This is a genomic window from Rhodobacter lacus (assembly GCF_042683065.1).
GTDB classification, from domain to species: Bacteria; Pseudomonadota; Alphaproteobacteria; order Rhodobacterales; family Rhodobacteraceae; genus Rhodobacter; species Rhodobacter lacus.
Window position 1 is genome coordinate 98,001 of sequence record NZ_JBHUIX010000009.1, and the last position, 16,642, is coordinate 114,642.

The 16,642-nt window shown below is 66.5% G+C and carries 15 protein-coding genes; 9 read left to right on the forward strand and 6 right to left on the reverse strand.

The features are described from left to right. Window positions 1-3: 3 nt before the first annotated feature. The 3 genes from ACFSM0_RS08180 to ACFSM0_RS08190 form a co-directional block, all read right to left on the reverse strand. Entirely contained in the window at window positions 4-654 is a 651-nt protein-coding gene (locus ACFSM0_RS08180) for a protein-L-isoaspartate(D-aspartate) O-methyltransferase (RefSeq protein WP_377389126.1), read from the reverse strand. Continuing rightward, on the reverse strand, window positions 651-1,439 hold the full coding sequence (surE, locus tag ACFSM0_RS08185; protein ID WP_377389128.1) for a 5'/3'-nucleotidase SurE: 789 nt from the start codon (window positions 1,437-1,439) through the stop codon (window positions 651-653). Before surE ends, ACFSM0_RS08180 begins: the two co-directional genes overlap by 4 nt. A 260-nt stretch (window positions 1,440-1,699) precedes the next feature. Next, complete coding sequence (locus ACFSM0_RS08190) at window positions 1,700-2,362, reverse strand: SDR family NAD(P)-dependent oxidoreductase (RefSeq protein ID WP_377389130.1); 663 nt, start codon at window positions 2,360-2,362, stop codon at window positions 1,700-1,702. Window positions 2,363-2,510: 148 nt separating this feature from the next. Between ACFSM0_RS08190 and ACFSM0_RS08195 the strand changes: the two genes are divergently transcribed. The 8 genes from ACFSM0_RS08195 to ACFSM0_RS08230 all read left to right on the forward strand — a co-directional run bounded on the left by ACFSM0_RS08195 (window position 2,511) and on the right by ACFSM0_RS08230 (window position 10,345). Beyond that, window positions 2,511-3,545, forward strand: coding sequence for a Hint domain-containing protein (locus tag ACFSM0_RS08195; RefSeq protein WP_377389132.1), 1,035 nt, complete (start codon window positions 2,511-2,513; stop codon window positions 3,543-3,545). A gap of 108 nt (window positions 3,546-3,653) precedes the next feature. Then, window positions 3,654-4,439, forward strand: a complete 786-nt coding sequence (gene rpiA / locus ACFSM0_RS08200) for a ribose-5-phosphate isomerase RpiA (RefSeq protein WP_377389134.1) — start codon at window positions 3,654-3,656, stop codon at window positions 4,437-4,439. 21 nt (window positions 4,440-4,460) lie between these two features. After that, complete coding sequence (locus tag ACFSM0_RS08205; protein WP_377389137.1) at window positions 4,461-4,961, forward strand: hypothetical protein; 501 nt, start codon at window positions 4,461-4,463, stop codon at window positions 4,959-4,961. An 80-nt stretch (window positions 4,962-5,041) separates the two neighbouring features. After that, window positions 5,042-6,394 (forward strand): glutathione-disulfide reductase, encoded by a 1,353-nt coding sequence (gene gorA, locus ACFSM0_RS08210; protein WP_377389140.1) that lies wholly within the window; start codon window positions 5,042-5,044, stop codon window positions 6,392-6,394. Window positions 6,395-6,498: 104 nt separating this feature from the next. Then, complete coding sequence (gene hflK / locus ACFSM0_RS08215) at window positions 6,499-7,629, forward strand: FtsH protease activity modulator HflK (protein ID WP_377389142.1); 1,131 nt, start codon at window positions 6,499-6,501, stop codon at window positions 7,627-7,629. Continuing rightward, complete coding sequence (hflC, locus tag ACFSM0_RS08220; RefSeq protein WP_377389705.1) at window positions 7,626-8,516, forward strand: protease modulator HflC; 891 nt, start codon at window positions 7,626-7,628, stop codon at window positions 8,514-8,516. Before hflK ends, hflC begins: the two co-directional genes overlap by 4 nt. Continuing rightward, window positions 8,516-8,707 (forward strand): DUF2065 family protein, encoded by a 192-nt coding sequence (locus ACFSM0_RS08225; RefSeq protein ID WP_377389144.1) that lies wholly within the window; start codon window positions 8,516-8,518, stop codon window positions 8,705-8,707. The genes hflC and ACFSM0_RS08225 overlap by 1 nt, the downstream gene beginning before the upstream one ends. A gap of 144 nt (window positions 8,708-8,851) precedes the next feature. Beyond that, entirely contained in the window at window positions 8,852-10,345 is a 1,494-nt protein-coding gene (locus ACFSM0_RS08230; RefSeq protein WP_377389146.1) for a DegQ family serine endoprotease, read from the forward strand. 254 nt (window positions 10,346-10,599) lie between these two features. On the opposite strand, the gene ACFSM0_RS08235 is transcribed toward ACFSM0_RS08230, so the two are convergent. From ACFSM0_RS08235 to ACFSM0_RS08245, 3 genes are all read right to left on the reverse strand, one after another. Further along, window positions 10,600-11,136: a bactofilin family protein gene (locus tag ACFSM0_RS08235; RefSeq protein WP_377389149.1), complete on the reverse strand. Its 537-nt coding sequence runs from the start codon at window positions 11,134-11,136 to the stop codon at window positions 10,600-10,602. Further along, the gene (locus ACFSM0_RS08240) at window positions 11,126-12,442 is read right to left on the reverse strand and encodes a DUF5930 domain-containing protein (protein ID WP_377389152.1); all 1,317 of its coding nucleotides are present in this window, start codon (window positions 12,440-12,442) and stop codon (window positions 11,126-11,128) included. Before ACFSM0_RS08240 ends, ACFSM0_RS08235 begins: the two co-directional genes overlap by 11 nt. A 299-nt stretch (window positions 12,443-12,741) precedes the next feature. Continuing rightward, window positions 12,742-13,218 (reverse strand): peroxiredoxin, encoded by a 477-nt coding sequence (locus tag ACFSM0_RS08245; protein ID WP_377389155.1) that lies wholly within the window; start codon window positions 13,216-13,218, stop codon window positions 12,742-12,744. A 46-nt stretch (window positions 13,219-13,264) separates the two neighbouring features. Between ACFSM0_RS08245 and ACFSM0_RS08250 the strand changes: the two genes are divergently transcribed. Continuing rightward, window positions 13,265-16,642, forward strand: a complete 3,378-nt coding sequence (locus tag ACFSM0_RS08250; protein WP_377389157.1) for a hypothetical protein — start codon at window positions 13,265-13,267, stop codon at window positions 16,640-16,642.

The window sequence follows — 16,642 nt, forward strand, 5'->3', positions numbered from 1 at the left end:
TGTTCAGTCCCCTGCCATTCCCTCGATCAGGGGCACGAAGCGCACCGGGCGCAGTTCCTCGTAGTCGAATCCCGTCTCGGTCCGCCGCACCCGGATCAGGCTTTGCACGGTATCGGACTGGCCGACGGGCAATACCATGATACCGCCGATCTTCAACTGCGACAACAGCGGCCCCGGCGGGTCTTCGGCAGCGGCGGTCACGAGAATGCGATCAAACGGCGCCTGATCGGGAAGCCCGCGGGAGCCATCGGCGGCGAGCGAGACGATGTTGGAGAGGTCCAGCGCCTCGAAAACGGCGTTGGCCTCGCGCACGAGCCTGCGGTGCCGGTCAATCGTGTAGACCCGGCGCGCGAGCACGGCGAGCACCGCCGCCTGATAGCCCGAACCGGTGCCGATCTCGAGCACGGTGTCGCGCGGGCCCACTTCGAGCGCCTGGGTCATCAGCCCCACGACCGAGGGCTGCGAGATGGTCTGGCCGCAGGCGATGGGGAGCGGCATGTCTTCATAGGCGCGCTCGGAAAAGATCCCGCGCACAAAGGCGCCCCGGTCGATGCGTTCCATCGCCGCGAGCACCCGCGCCTCGGTCACGCCCTTGGAGCGCAGCGCGAAGAGAAAGCGCATCTTGCGCTGGGCGAGATCGTCTCCCTCGGTCATTCAAGGCGCCCGGCAAGATCAGACAGCAGGTCATGCGCGGTGAGATCGGCGCGCATCGGCGTGATCGACGTGTAGCCCTCAAGGTTGAGCATCGCATCGGTGCCCGGCGCGGTGGCGCCGTGCTGCGGGCCGCCCTTGATCCACAAGAACCGCCGCCCATTGGGCGAGACGGCAGGGGCGACGGAGAAAAAGCTGTCGGTGCGGTAGCCCTGCGCGGCCACGCGCGCGCCCTTGACGGCGGCGGCGGGAAGCGGCGGAAAGTTCACGCTGTAAAACACCCGGTAGGGGCCGTCGTCCCAGATCCCGCGCTCCCAGATCTTGCGCACAAGGCCCGGGCCATGCACCCGCGCCGCCTCGAACGGGTCACGCCCCGGTCCGACACAGGCGGGGCCGAGGAACTGGCTCAGCGCAATCGCCGGAATGCCCTGCAGGGCGGCCTCCATCGCGCCGCCGATCGTGCCGGAATAAAGCGCGTTTTCGGCCGAGTTGTTGCCGCGGTTGACGCCCGAGAGGACGAGATCGGGGCGGGCATCGGTGAGCACGTCGTAAAGCCCCGCGAGCACGCAATCGGCGGGGCTGCCCTCGGCGGCAAAGCGACGGGGGGCGAGTTCGGCGATCGACAGCGGGCGGTTGAAGCTGATCGCATGGCCCACGCCGGATTGCTCGAAAGCGGGGGCGACGATGAAAACCTCGCCCTCGGGGCCGGCAAGCTCGGCGGCAATCTGTTCGAGCACGGCAAGGCCCGGCGCGTTGATCCCGTCGTCATTGGTGATGAGAATGCGCATCGCTCGTCCTCTTGCGGCCATGCGCCTGCTTAACAAGGCCCCGGCGTGACGACAAGCAAGAGGGGGCGATTGGCGCGCCGGTGTGCCCTTCAGGACTCGGTTGCGCCTTTGTCGGGGCGAGGAGGGGGGCGCTGCCCCCCGTCCTTCGGACTCCCCCAGGGATATTTTTGCAAAGTCGAAGGCAGCGCCGATCGTGCCTTCGACTTTGTGCAAATATCCCGGGGGTGAATTGGCCGCAGGCCAAGAGGGGGCAGCGCCCCCTATGCGCCAAGCTCTGCCAGAATGCGCCGCGCCTCCTCATGGCAGTCGATCAGCGGATCGCGGTCTTCGGCCGGGAAGAAGCGCGCGCGCACCGCGGTTTCCATCGGTTGCGGCTGGGCAATGCAGACCTTCGGCCCGATCTTTTGCGTTTCCGCCTGCCAGCTGCGCACCAGCGACATCTGGGCCGCCTTGGTCGCCCCATAGGCGCCCCAGAACGGCAGGCCGGTGCGGTCGTCTTCAAAGAAGAGCGCGGTGCCCTCACCCGCGCGAAGCGCCGGTTCGATCAGCGGGATCAGCGCGGTGAGCGCGGTGTAATTCGTCGCCACCGATTTCTCGACATCTTCGGCGTCGAGATGGCCCGCGGGGGTCAAGGGCGCGGCATGGATCGCGGTATGGACCCAAAGCTGCAAGCCGCCCCAGCGCCCCAGAATGCCATTGGCGAGGGTTTCCATTTCCTCGGGTTTGCAGATGTCGAGCGGCGCGAGCGTGGCCGAGCCGCCCCCCGCCTGAATGCGGTCGTCGAGCGCTTCAAGCCCGCCGACGGTGCGCGCCACCGCCAGCACATGCCAGCCCGCCTTGCCCAGCTCCTCGGCAATGGCAAAGCCGAGCCCGCGCGAGGCTCCGGTGACGAGGGCGAGTTTCTTTTGCGGCTGGTCGGTCATGGGCTCCTCCGATCTTTTCACTCGGGTTCTAGGGGCGCGCGCGGGGCCGCGCAAGCGTCGCTTTGGCGCATCCCGCCCTGACAGCCGGCCCCCGTTAAACCGAATTTCATCCTTGATGCGGAAACTGGGGAAAAATTCCGGACCCCCTATGCCCCTCTTTGGCGCCTGGCAGCTCAGCGATCTGATCATTTCCGGCCCCGATCCGTTTGGATCGGATGCACTCGCCAATGCCGATGCGGTGGGGGCGACCACATTCACGATCTTGCCCGATGCCACGGTGCGCCTGGTCAATCTGGCCGATGATGACGCGATGTTCGAGGATGCAGACGGTTCGCAGGAACTCGCCACCGCGATGACCTTTGACGGGGGGAGCTACGGCACCGGCAGCGCCGGGGATCTGGAGACCGAATATTCCTATGTGATCCGGCCACTTGGCTCGCATGACCCGGCTGACAACATCACCATTTATGCGCTGGAGGTCGAGGCGCATGTGCATGGCATCGCCAGTTCGGAAAGGCTCCTTGCCGGCCAGACCTATCAGATCGTGGCGATCGAATCGAATGACCCGGCCGTGCCCTATTCCAGCCTCGCGGTCTGTTTTGCCGCTGGCACGCTGATTGCCACACGGCGCGGGCCGAAGCCGGTGGAAACACTGATGCCGGGCGACCGGCTCCAGACCTCTGACAACGGGTTTGTCCCGGTTGATTGGGTCGGGCGCTGGCGCGTGAACGCGCAAGGCGCCTCGGCGCCGGTGCGGATCGCCGCGGGGGTTTTGGGCAATGACCGGCCCTTGTTCGTCTCCGGTCAGCACCGGGTGCTGTTGCGCCCGACCGCCGGGCCGCTTGCAGGCGAGGAGGTGCTGGTGGCGGCGAAATCGCTCGTCGGGCTGCCCGGCGTGGCGCGCATGCCGTGTGCGCGGATCGAATGGGTGCATGTGCTTCTGCCCGCCCATGAGGTGATCTTTGCCGAGAATGCCCGCGCCGAGAGCCTGCTGCTCGGGCCGCAGGCGATGCGGATCATGGAGCCGGTGCAGGCGCGCGGCCTGCGCGACGCGCTCGCCGAGGCGCCGCTTTTGCGGCTGCCCGCGCGCCCGATCGTGCCGCCCTCCAAGGTCGGGCGGCTGATCTTGCAGCATCGCGCGGGGCAGGGCCCGGCGCAGGTGGCGGGGTTGCAACGGGTCTGAACACAGGCAAATACCGCTCGCACGGCCGGGCTGGCTTGGCTATAACCGCGCAAGACCATCGCCCATCTCTCGCCGCTTCGCCGCGGCGATTGTCCGAGAGGAGTTGCCATGCCCGCCGAGCTTTCCCCCATCGACAAGGCGAAATTCGCCGCCGCCCGCCGCGCCGTCGACTTTGTCGAAAACGGCATGAAGGTCGGCCTCGGCACCGGGTCCACCGCCGCCTGGATGGTGCGCTGCCTTGGTGAGCGGGTGCGCGAGGAGGGGCTTCGGATCACTGGTGTGCCGACCTCGTCGCGCACGGCGGATCTGGCCCGGCAGGTGGGGATTTCCGTTGTCGGGCTCGACGAGGCGAAATGGCTCGATCTGACGATTGACGGCGCCGATGAATTTGACGGCGAGCTCAATCTGATCAAGGGCGGCGGCGGTGCGCTGCTGCAAGAAAAGATCGTCGCCACCGCGTCTGACCGGATGATCGTGATTTCGGATGCCTCGAAGGAAGTGGTCAACCTGGGCGCCTTTCCGTTGCCGGTCGAGGTGGTGCCCTTTGGCTGGCAGACCACCCGCGCGCTGATCGAGGAGATGCTGATCTCGGTCGATGTGCTGGGGCGGCAGACGACGCTGCGGCTCAACGGTTCGCAGCCCTATATCACCGACGAGGGCAACCATATCGTGGATTTGCACCTCAACCGCATCGCCAATCCGCGTCAGCTCGCGATGGCGCTGAACCAGATCCCGGGCGTGGTCGAGAACGGCCTTTTCATCGACATCTGTGACATGGTGATCATTGGCGGGCCCGATGGCGCGGTCGAGTTGCGCGACATCAACGAGGGCACCGTGACGCAGGAGCGCATCGACTTTGCCGAGGATGCCAACATATTTGCCGATATCGACTGAGCAATCGACCGGGGCAAAACCATGGCGACACAGACACAGGCAGACCATCCCGAGCATCGGCCCGATCTGGTGATCGAGGGCCGGGCGAAGATGCCCCATGTCTGGGCGGCGGGGATCGTGCTGATCGGGCTTGTGCAGGCGATTTCGCCGGCTTTCGCGCTGGTGGAAATGCTCCGCGGCGGGGGCGAGGCGGGGATGGTCTGGTCTGCGCTGACCGGGCTTGTTGGTGCGGTGTTGTGCTTCTTCCTTGCATGGGTGCTCTGGTCGCTGCCGCGTCCGGCGCTGGTGTTCCGCCCCGACCGGCTTGAAGTGGCGCGGTTTTGGGGAAAATATTCCTCTGTCAGCTATGCCGAGCTGCATGACAAGGACGAAGATCCCGCAAAAGCGGGCGGCAAGGCGGCGGTGCGGCTGCGCGCGCTGTCGATCCCGGGCTGGGTGCTGACCAAGGACGAAGATGCCGCCTGGCGTGCGGAACTGGCCGCGCGCGTGCCCGCCATTGCTGCGGTGACGCGCGGCAAGTAGGCCGCTTGCCTTGTTATCGCGGGCAGGCGGGGCTAAGTCCTTCTGGCGGCATCAGGGGCCGCGCTGGGAAAGGACGGCAGATGAGCTTCGATTTCGACCTCTTCGTGATCGGCGGCGGCTCCGGCGGCGTGCGTGCGGCGCGGATCGCGGCGGGCTATGGCGCCAGGGTGGCGCTCGCCGAGGAAGACCGGATGGGCGGCACCTGCGTGATCCGCGGCTGCGTGCCCAAGAAGCTGATGGTTTTCGCCGCCTCGATGCCGGCGGCGGTGGACGAGGCGCAGGCCTATGGCTGGAGCGCGACACTCGGGGCGTTCGACTGGCTTGCCTTCCGCGCCAAGCTTCATGCCGAGCTGGACCGGTTGGAGCGCATCTACCGTGCCGGTCAGGACAATGCGGGGGTGCGCGTTTTCAATCAGCGCGCCACCGTGGCGGGGGCGCATGAGGTGCAGCTCGCCGATGGCACGGTGATTTCCGCCAAACACATCCTGATCGCGGTGGGCGGGCGCCCGTTCGTGCCGAAGTTCGACGGCTGCGAGCATGTGCTGACCTCCAACGATCTCTTTCATCTCGAGGCCCTGCCCAAGCGCCTGCTGATTGTGGGCGGCGGCTATATCGCTTCCGAATTCGCCTGTGTCTTCAACGGGCTGGGAAGCGACGTTACGCAATGGAACCGCTCGCCCCTGCTGCGCAGCTTTGACACCGAATGCCGCGACCTGATCGTGGAGCGGATGTGCGCGCGCGGCATTGACGTGCATGAGAACGTGGTCATCGACCGGGTGACGAAAGCCGACAGCGGGTTTGTGGCCCATTGTGGCGATGGCCGCAGTCAGGAATTTGATGCCATCGTCTATGCCACGGGGCGGGTGCCGAACACCCATGGCCTCGGGCTTGAGGCGGCGGGGGTGAGGCTCGCGCAAAATGGTGCCGTGGTGGTGGATGACTGGTCGCAGACCAATATCCCCTCGATCTATGCCGTGGGCGATGTGACCGACCGGGTAAACCTGACGCCGGTGGCGATCCGCGAGGGCCATGCCTTTGCCGATACCGTGTTTGGCGCGGCCCCGCGCAAGACCGATCACGCGTTGATCGCCTCGGCGGTGTTTACCCGGCCCGAATTCGGCACCTGCGGGCTGTCTGAGGAAGAGGCGCGCAAAGGCGGCCCGGTCGAGGTTTATGTCAGCACGTTCCGGCCGATGCGCTCTGCCTTTGCAGGCGCGGAGGAGCGGGTGCTGATGAAGCTCATTGTGGCAAAAGAGAGCCGTAAGGTGATTGGCTGCCATATCGTTGCGCCGGAGGCGGGCGAGATGATCCAGCTTGCCGCCATCGCCATGAAGATGGGGGCCACGAAGGAACAATTTGATGCCACCTGCGCGGTGCATCCGACCATGGCGGAGGAGCTGGTGACGATGCGCGCACCGGTGCGGCATCACTGACGCCCATTGACGCGGCAAAAGCCTGCGGCAAACATGAGCGAAACGGTTGAAATTTGACGCATGATCCCCACTTCGGGGCGTAAGAGACACTAGGTGAGGACAGCATGACGAACGGAGGACCCTGGGGCTCGGGCGGCGGCGATGACCGCGAACCGCCGCGCCGCCCCGGCCCGCGCCGCCCGCAGGACGGCAACAATTCCATCCCCGAGATCGACCAGATCATGAAAAAGGGGTCCGAACAGCTCCGCGTGCTGATGGGCGGGCGTTCGGGCAATGGCGGTCGCCCCGGCGGCGGCGGCGGGCGCGGCAATGGCCCCGCCTTCACGCTTGGCACGCTCGGGCTTGGGGCGCTGGCGCTTCTGGCCGTCTGGGCCTGGGCCTCGTTTTACACCGTGCAGCAAAACGAACGCTCGATCGAACTGATGTTCGGCAAATATCGCGCAACGGGCAATCCGGGCCTCAACTTCGCGCCCTGGCCCGTGGTGACGGCCGAGGTGATCCCCGTCACCGACGAACGCACCACCGAGATCGGCACCGGGCGCGGCAGCGCGATGGATTCGGGCCTGATGCTCACGGGCGACCAGAACATCGTGGATGTGAACTACCAGATCGTCTGGAATGTTTCGGACCCGCAGAAATATCTGTTCAACCTCGCCGACCCGGAAGACACGATCCGGGCGGTTTCGGAATCGGCGATGCGCGACATCATCGCGCGCTCGGCGCTCGCGCCCATTCTCAACCGCGACCGCGGCGTGATTGCCGCCGACCTGCGCACCGCGGTGCAGCAGACGCTCGACAGCTATCAGGCGGGCATCAACATCGTGCGGGTGAACTTCAACCGCGCCGACCCGCCGCGCGAGGTGATCGACAGCTTCCGCGACGTGCAGGCCGCGCAACAAGAGCGCGACAAGCTCGAGAAGGAAGCCGATGCCTATGCCAACAAGGTGACGGCAGAGGCCCGCGGTCAGGCGGCACAGATCCAGCAACAGGCGGAAGCTTACCGCGCCTCGGTGGTCAATGATGCCGAAGGTCAGGCGGCGCGCTTTACCTCGGTTTACGAGGAATATCGCAAGGCTCCCGATGTGACGAAGCGGCGGATGTTCTACGAGACGATGAGCCAGACGCTGGGCGATGTGAACAAGGTGGTGATCGACGGCAATGCCGGTGCGGTGCCCTATCTGCCGCTTGATCAACTGCGCCCGCAGGGCGGCCCGACCAGCGGAGGGAGCAACTGATGCGCGCGCAACTTCTGATCCCCGTCGGCGTGATCGCGCTCGGCGTTGCCCTGTCCTCTGTCTACACGGTCGACGAGCGCGAAAAGGCGCTGGTGCTGCAATTCGGCGAGGTGGTGTCTTCGCGCACGGCGCCCGGCATCGGCTTCAAGATCCCGCTGGTGCAGAATGTGGTGAAATATGACGACCGCATTCTGGCCCTGTCCACCCAGCCGCTCGAGGTGACGCCGCTGGATGACCGCCGCCTTGTGGTGGATGCCTTTGCGCGCTGGCGCATCATCGATGCGGTGAAATTCCGCGAGGCGGTGGGCGACGGGGGCGAGAGCTTTGCCAAAAACCGGCTCGATGGCATCTTGAACAACGCGATCCGCGAAGTGATGGGCTCGGTGCCGTCGACGGCGGTGCTCTCGAACGACCGGACCGCGCTGATGAACCAGATCCGCGATATTGCCAAGCGTGAGGCCAATGCGCTGGGCATCGACGTGATCGACGTGCGGCTCACCCGCACCGACCTGCCCGAGCAGAACCTGCAATCCACCTATGAGCGGATGCGGGCGGAGCGGCAACGCGAGGCGGCGGATGAGCGCGCCCGCGGCGGCGAGGCGGCGCAGCGGGTGCGGGCGGCGGCGGACCGTCAGGTGGTCGAGCTGACCTCCGAGGCGCGCAAACAGGCCGAGATCGTGCGCGGTCAGGCCGATGCCGAGCGCAACCGGATCTATGCGGAGGCCTATGGCAAGGATGCGTCGTTCTTTGCCTTCACCCGGGCGCTGCAATTCTATGCCGAGAGTCTGAAGCCGGGCTCCTCCTCGCTCGTGACCGAGCCGGACAGCCTCTATTTCGACTATAATCGGTTCATGAAATCGCTCGGGCCGGAAGCGGACGGGAATTGATGACATCGCTGTTCACCGCACTTGGTCTTGTGCTGGTGATCGAGGGGCTGGCGCTTGCGCTGGCCCCTCGGCGTATCGAGGAGGTGCTGGCGCTGATCGCCGCGCTCGGCCCCGAGGGGCGGCGCCGGATCGGGCTTGCCGCCGTTGCCGCCGGGGTGGGGGTGGTGGCGCTGGTGCGGCTCTTGTCCTGAACTGGCCCCTCAACCGCGCCCGCGCAGGCTCTCACATCGAATTTACGCGCCGCGACGGGCTTTCATTTGATGGAAGTGCCGCTTAGGCTTCATAACAACGCCAGGCCGGTCCCCGCGCCGGCAAGGACCACGGGAGAGAACCTGATGACCACCACCGCCCCTCGCCAAAAGCCCCGTGCTGCGGCATCCCATTTTGCCAAGACGCTTCTGGGCGCCGCGCTCGTCTCGACCGCGCTTGCCGTGGCGCCGATTGCCCCCGCCCATGCCTTTGCCGCGCCCGAAAGCTTTGCCGATCTGGTCGAACAGGTGAAACCGGCGGTGGTGATGATCACCACCTCCACCGTTGTCACCGAACCGGCGGGCGGCATGCCGGGCTTTCCGCCGGGCTCGCCGTTCGAAGAGTTCTTCAAGGAATTCGGCATGCCGAACATGCCGGGGCAGGGGCCGCAAGGCCCGGCGCGCCCGCACCGCTCCGATGCGCTGGGCTCGGGCTTCGTGATCTCGGAAGATGGGTATATCGTTACCAACAACCATGTGATCGAGAATGCCGACGAGATCTCGATCGAATTTGCCAATGGCACCAAGCTTGACGCCAAGCTGGTCGGCACCGATCCGAAAACCGATATTGCGCTTTTGAAGGTGGAGAGCGACAAGCCCTTGCCCTTTGTGAGCTTTGGCGACAGCGACACGATGCGCGAGGGCGACTGGGTGATGGCGATGGGCAACCCGCTTGGCCAGGGCTTCTCGACCTCGGTGGGTATCGTCTCGGCGCGCAACCGCGAGCTTTCGGGCACCTATGACGATTACATCCAGACCGATGCCGCGATCAACCGCGGCAACTCGGGCGGGCCGCTCTTCAACACTTCGGGCAAGGTGATCGGCGTGAACACCGCGATCATGTCGCCCAATGGCGGCTCGATCGGCATCGGCTTCTCGATGGCCTCGAATGTGGTGTCGAAAGTGGTGGGCCAGCTGAAGGAATTCGGCGCGACGCGGCGCGGCTGGCTGGGCGTGAAAATTCAGGATGTGACGCCCGACATGGCGGAGGCGATGAGCCTTTCGGCGCCCGAGGGCGTGATGGTCTCGGATGTGCCCGATGGCCCGGCGAAAGAGGCCGGGATGCAGTCTGGCGATGTGATCGTGAGCTTTGACGGCAATCCGGTGAAGGACAGCAAGGAGCTGGTGCGGCGCGTTGCCGATGCGCCGGTGGGCGAGGCGGTTCGCGTTGTCGTGATGCGCGGCGGCAAGGAGCAGACCTTGCTTGTCACGCTCGGGCAGCGGGAGCTGGCGGAAGGGTCGGACGGGTCGGACGACGGCGGCAAGGCCACGCCGGGCGGCAGCGATGGCGAGGTGCTGGGCATGACGCTCTCGCCGCTCTCGGATCAACTGCGCTCGGAGCTCAACCTGCCGTCGGGGATGATCGGGCTTGTTGTGACCGATGTCGACGAGAGCAGCGAGTCCTTCGACAAGGGGCTGCGCAAGGGCGATGTGATCGTCGAGGCCGGGCAGCAGCCGGTGTTGTCGGTGGGCGATCTCGAGGCGCGGGTGAGCGAGGCGAAGGAAGGCGGGCGCAAGTCGGTTCTGCTTTTGATCCGCCGCGGTGGCGAGCCGCGCTTTGTGGCGGTGCCGATCGACTGAGCGGATCCCCTGACAGATCAGGCAAGGCGAAGGCACCCCGCGGGGTGCCTTTTCCATTCGGGGATGGGGTTTCGCTTCGGCAGGGCCGAAGCGACCCGCCGGGGGGCTGCCGCCCCCCGGACCCCCTGCAAGGGCGCTCCTCTTGGGGGGGCTGTGTGTGCATCGGTGGCTTCGGCCCGGCGGAGACCTGGGGGCGCGGCGGAGAAACGCAAAAGGGCGGCCGAAGCCGCCCTCGTTCAAGCCTTTTCGCGGGATTACTTGCCAGCAGCCGAGGGCGGCGCGGCGGGCGCTTTCGGCGCCGGGGCAGACTCGGGGGGCATCAGCTTGGGCGCATTCGCGCCCTGCAGCGGATCATCCTGACGCTGCACCGAGCCCTCGAAATGCGCGCCCGATTCGATTGCGATCGTCTTGTGGATGATGTCGCCTTCCACTTTCGCGGTGGAGGTCAGGCGCACCTTGAGGCCCCGCACGCGGCCCACCACGCGGCCATGCACCACCACATCATCGGCGACGATTTCGCCTTTGATCGTGGCGCTTTCGCCGACGGTGAGCAGATGCGCGCGGATATCCCCCTCGACCATACCCTCAACCTGAATGTCGCCGGTGGTCTTGATATTGCCCATCACGGTGAGATCGGAGGAGAGCACCGACGCCGCAGGCTTCGGGCGTGCCGCGGCGGCCGGGACGAAATCGCCCAAGGGCCGCGAAGGCGCCGGCGCGGCTTCGGGCTTTTTCTCGGAATCGGGGGCCGCTTTCGGGCCGGGTTCGTGGATCTTGCTTTTAGAAAACATCCTGAGCCGCCTTGATGAAGGTCATCGGGTTGATGGGGGCGCCACCGACCCGGATTTCATAGTGCAGATGCGGTCCGGTGGACCGTCCGGTATTTCCACTATCACCGATCACCTCCCCGCGCGACACTTTTTGCCCGGCCCTCACGCGGATTTTGGAGAGGTGCCCATAGACCGTGGAGACACCAAATTCATGGCGCAGTTTGATGACGTTGCCGTAACCGTTTTCCCAGCCCGCTTCGGTCACGACCGCATCGGCCGGGGCATGGACACTCATGCCCACCGGACCGGCGAGGTCGATCCCCGCATGGAGCCGCCCCCAGCGGTAGCCGAAGGGCGAGGTGAAGCGGTAGCCGCCCTTGAGCGGAATCGCGAAGGGCAGCTTGTCGACGGCGATGCGGTACAGGTTCATCTCGTCGAGCCGCTGCAAGATGCCTTCGGCGCGGGCGGTATCGGCATCGGGGCCCGCGATGCTCTTGGAGGAGATCGCCGCCGGCAGGAGCGGGCCGCCGGTGCCCGAGTAGCCGCGCCGGATCTGGGTGAGAATGTCGTCGGGGTTCATGCCCGCCTTGCGGAACATCCGGTCGAGCGGCTCCATCGAGATCCGCACCGCGCCTTCGAGCGTATCGAAGATTTCGTCGTTGCGTTCCTCGATCAGGCGCCGGTCGAGTTCGGCCTGTTCGGCCTGATCGCGCGCTTCCAGCGCCGCCCGGCTCGCCTGATCGCGCTCGGTGGCGGTGCGCGCCAGCGCGACGGTGAGCAGATCGACCGTGCCGCCCATGTCACCGATGCGTGCGGCGAGCCGTTCGGAGCTTTGCGCCCCGGTGCCATGCGCGGCGGCAAGGGCGGTGCGGGCGTCGTCGCGCTCGGCCATGGTGCGCTTGAGGGTGGACTGGATCACATCAATGCCGGTTTCCAGTTCGCGGCGGCGCTCCTCGGAGGCGAGAAGCTGTGACTGCATCTGCGAGACCTGCGCGAGCGCCATTTGAAAACGGTCTTGCGCGGCAAGCGCCTCGGCGGCGCGCTGATCACGCTGATGGGCGAGAATGTCGAGACGGCTTTCGAACTGGGCCTTGGCGATCTGCGCCTGTTCGCGCGCCCCCCCCGACGAGATCCCGTCGATGAAGAGCAGCGAGGTCGCGATCACCGACCACAGAAACAGCATGCCAGCAAGGAACAGCGTCACCGCTTGCGTGAGCGGGCGCATCCGCACGAAGCGGGTGGCATCTTCCGATTTCAGAAACAGGCGCTGTTCGGGCAGCCAAGGCTCGAGAACGGTATTGACGCGGTCGAGGATACGGCGGGGCAAGGCGATCTTCCTGTCGGTTGCGGGCCGGCGAGGGAACGGCCCTGTCCTCCTCCCGGGCGCGCCTTGCGCTGCCGGGACCGCGTGAGGCTTAACAAGGGGAAGAACCGGGCCGCAACCCGTTTTGCCCGGCGATGGGGCGAATCTGCCGATCACGGCGCGTCACTGCGCAAGATCCTGCCGAAACATGCTCTTTGGGCGCGATCAGGATCTATATTTATCGCCTTATGGTTGAAAATTCCTTACCGGGCCCGCGTTTTGGCCCGGCCCCGCGCTTTGGCCCGGCAAGGAGGCGCTGGCGCTTACCCGAGCGCGCGCACCGCTTCCAACACGGCCTCGGCATGGCCCTTGACCGAGACTTTGGGCCACGCCGCGACCACGGTGCCGGTGCCGTCGATCAGGAAGGTGGCGCGCTGGATCCCCATCGAGGTCTTGCCATACATCTTTTTCTCGACCCAGGTGCCATAGGCCTCGCAGGTCGCGCCGGTCTCGTCGGAAACGAGCTTGATGCCCAGCCCGTGCTTTTGGCAGAACTTTTCATGCGCTTTCGGGCTGTCTTTCGAAATCCCGACCACGGTTGCGCCTGCCGCCGCAAAATCAGCGGCAAGGCGGGTGAAATCGAGCGCCTCGGTGGTGCAGCCGGGGGTGTCGTCCTTCGGGTAGAAGTAGAGCACGACCTTGCCCGGACGCAGCGCCGAGAGCGAAAGCTCGGCCGGTTCGGTGCCCGGTTCGGTGAGCGGAAGGGTGAAATCCGGCGCGTTTTCGCCGACAGCGATCATTTGCGTTCCTCCATGGCAGATGCGAAGGTTAAGTTAGGGCAGAATAATGCGCCGTCAAAGCGGCGCCATCGGGCAGCTGGGCGGAGTGTTGCAGGGCATCGACAACGAGCAAGAGGACGCGCGGGAGCGTGCGGCGGAGGCGCGAATGCCGCGCCGCCGAAGGCTGCGCGTGCGCTGGCGTCGGCGGCTCGGCATCTGGATGGTGCTCTCGGCCGCGCTTTTGCTGCCGCTTGCGCTGCTGGGCTTTCTGGCGCTCAGCCATGCGCCCGTCGCGGTGCCGCAGGGGCTTGTGAGCCTGCTCGAGACGCGCGCCAACGAAGCGCTCAGCGGCAGGGTCCGCTTGCGGATCGGCGGCGCGGCGGTGGCGATCGTGCCGGGGCTTGTGCCGGAGGTGCGGCTGCGCTTTGTGCAACTGGATCAGCCCACGGGCCTGCCGATCGCCGCCTTTCCAGAGATTGATGTGCGGTTCCGGCTCTCGGGGCTTTTGTCGGGGCGCGTCGAGCCGCAAAGCCTTGCGGTGCGCGGCGCGCGGGTGGCGCTGTTTCGTCGCCCCGATGGCCGGCTTGACCTCACGCTGCCGCAAGCGGGGGGCGAGGCGGCGCTCGCCGGGCTGGATCTGACCGATCCGAACCGGGTCACCGATGCGATCGAGGCGTTTTTCGCCACGCCCGCGCTGGCGCCCGTGGCCGAGATCACGGCGGAAGATCTGCACATCCGGTTGGTGGATGCGCGGCTTGACCGGGTCTGGGAGGTGCGCGACGGGCGCGTGCGGCTGACGCAAGATGCCGAAACGATCGCGCTGTCGCTTGGATTTGACGTGGGCGAGCGGGACCGGTTGCCCGCACAGGTGGCGCTGACGGCCTCGACCTCGAAGCACAGCCCGCGCGCGGCTTTCGGGGCCGCCGTGACCGAAGTTCCCGCCACCGATCTGGCGGTGCAGAGCCCGGCGCTGGCGATGCTGGGGCTGCTTGATGCGCCGATCTCGGGCACGATCCATTCGGGCATTACCGAGACCGGCGCGCTGGAGCGGCTCGACGCGACCTTGCGCATCGGCACCGGGGCGCTGCGCCCCGTCGAGGGGGCGCGCCCGGTGGAATTCGAAGGCGCCGATCTGCGGCTGCATTACGACCCTCTGGCGCGGCGCGTGGATATCGACCGGCTCGACCTGCAAAGCCGGGCGCTGAAGCTGGGCGCCTCGGGGCAGGTGCTCCTGCGCGATTTCGAGGGCGGGCTGCCGCGCGAGGCGCTGGCGCAGGTGGCGCTTTCCGACATCCAGTCTGACCCCGAAGGGCTGTTTGAAAAACCCGCGCGGATCTCGCAAGGCGCGCTCGACCTGCGGCTGAGGCTCGACCCGTTCCGGGTTGATCTCGGGCAGGTACAGCTTGTCGAAGGGCCGCGGCGGGTCGAGGGGCGTGGCAATATTTCGGCGGGGCCGGAGGGCTGGACCGTGGCCTTTGATGCCGCGGTGGGCGAGATTGCCTCGGCCGATCTGCTGGCGCTTTGGCCCAAGGCGCTGGTGCCGCACACCCGCGACTGGCTTTCGGAGAATGTGGCGACGGGCGAGCTGCGCAATGTGCGCGCGGCGGTGCGGCTGCGTCCGGGCACCGAGCCGCGGCTGGAACTGGGCTACGAATTTCGCGGCGCCGATGTGCATGTGCTGCGCACCCTGCCGCCGGTGCGCGCCGGGCGCGGCTTTGCCGGTATCACCGAGAACATGCATACGCTGATGGTCGAGGAGGGGCGGCTTGTCGCGCCCGAGGGCGGCGAGATCGAGGTGGCGGATTCGGTGATGACCGTGCCCGATATCCGCGAGAACCCGGCGCGGGCAGAAGTGAAACTCGTGACCCGCTCGCCGATCCCGGCGGCGCTCTCCCTCCTCGATCAGGAGCCCTTTCGCTTCCTGTCCAAGGCCGGGCAACACCCCGATATCGCGCAGGGTTGGGCGGAGGCGCATACGACGCTGAAGTTTCTTTTGGAAAAGCATATCCTGGCCGAGGATGTGGCCTTCGAGGTGGAGGCGCGGCTCACCGATGTGCATTCCGACAAGCTCGTGCCCGGCCATGTGATTGCCGCGCCGGTGCTGCGGCTGGTGGCCGATGGCGCCGGGATGACAGTGGCGGGCGCCGGGCAGTTTGACATCGTGCCGTTTCAGGGCCGCTGGACGCAGCGCTTTGGCCCCGCAGAGCGCGGCCATTCCACCGTGGACGGTTTTGTCGAGGTGACACCCGAGGGGCTCGATCATCTGAAGATTGCGCTGCCGAATGGGGCGGTTGCGGGCGCGGGCTGGGGGCATCTGGCGCTTGATCTGCGCAAGGATACGCCCACGCATTATGCTTTCCGAACCGATCTCAAGGGGCTCAGGATCGCGATCCCGGAGATCGGCTGGTCGAAGGCGGCGAGCACGAAGGGGCTGTTGACGCTTGCGGGCAACCTCGGGCCGGTGCCCACGGTGGAAAAACTGACCGCCGAGGCGCCGGGGCTCACCGCCGCCGGGCGGATCGAGTTGACGGAGGCCGGGTTCAAGGCGGCGCGGTTCGACCGTCTTGCCATCGGGCGCTGGTTTTCTGGTGCGGTCGATCTGACCGGGCGCGGGCCGAACCGCGCGCCCGATATTGCCGTGCGGTCGGGCAAGCTTGATCTGCGGTCGCTGCCGGAGTTTGGCCGGGGCCGCAATGGCTCCGACGGCGGGGCGATCTCGGCGCGGCTCGATCAGGTCACGGTGACGGACGGGATTGCGCTGACCGGTCTTGCGGGGAAATTCTCCAACCGTGGCGGGCTCACCGGCGATTTTGGTGCCACGCTGAACGGCGGGCCCGCGCTCACGGGGCAGGTGGTGCCGCAAAAGGGCCGGGTCGCGGTGCGGATCCTTGCGCAGGACGGCGGCGCGGTGCTTGCGGCTGCGGGCATTTTTGCCAAGGCGCGCGGCGGCAAGCTTGATCTCGCGCTTCTGCCGCTGGAGGCAAAAAGCTATTCCGGCTCGGCCAAGATCACCAACCTCAAGGTGCGCGATGCACCGGTGCTTGCCTCGATGCTCTCGGCCGCTTCGGTGATCGGGCTTTTGGAACAGCTCAATGGCGATGGCATCCTCTTTTCCGATGTTTCGAGCACCTTCCGCATCACGCCGCAGGGGATTTCGGTGGACACGGGCGAGGCGGTCGGCGCTTCGATGGGGGTGACGATGACGGGCGCCTATTTCCCGCAGAGCAAGCGGCTGCAGATGGAGGGCGTGGTCACGCCCTTCTATCTCGTCAATGCGATCGGGCAGATTTTCTCGCGCAAGGGCGAGGGGCTGTTCGGTTTTACCTATCGGCTCGACGGCACAGCGGATAAACCGCAGATCTCGATCAACCCGCTCTCGATCTTCACGCCCGGCGCGTTTCGAGAGATCTTCCGCCGCGCGCCGCCGCAGCTTGTGACCGAATGA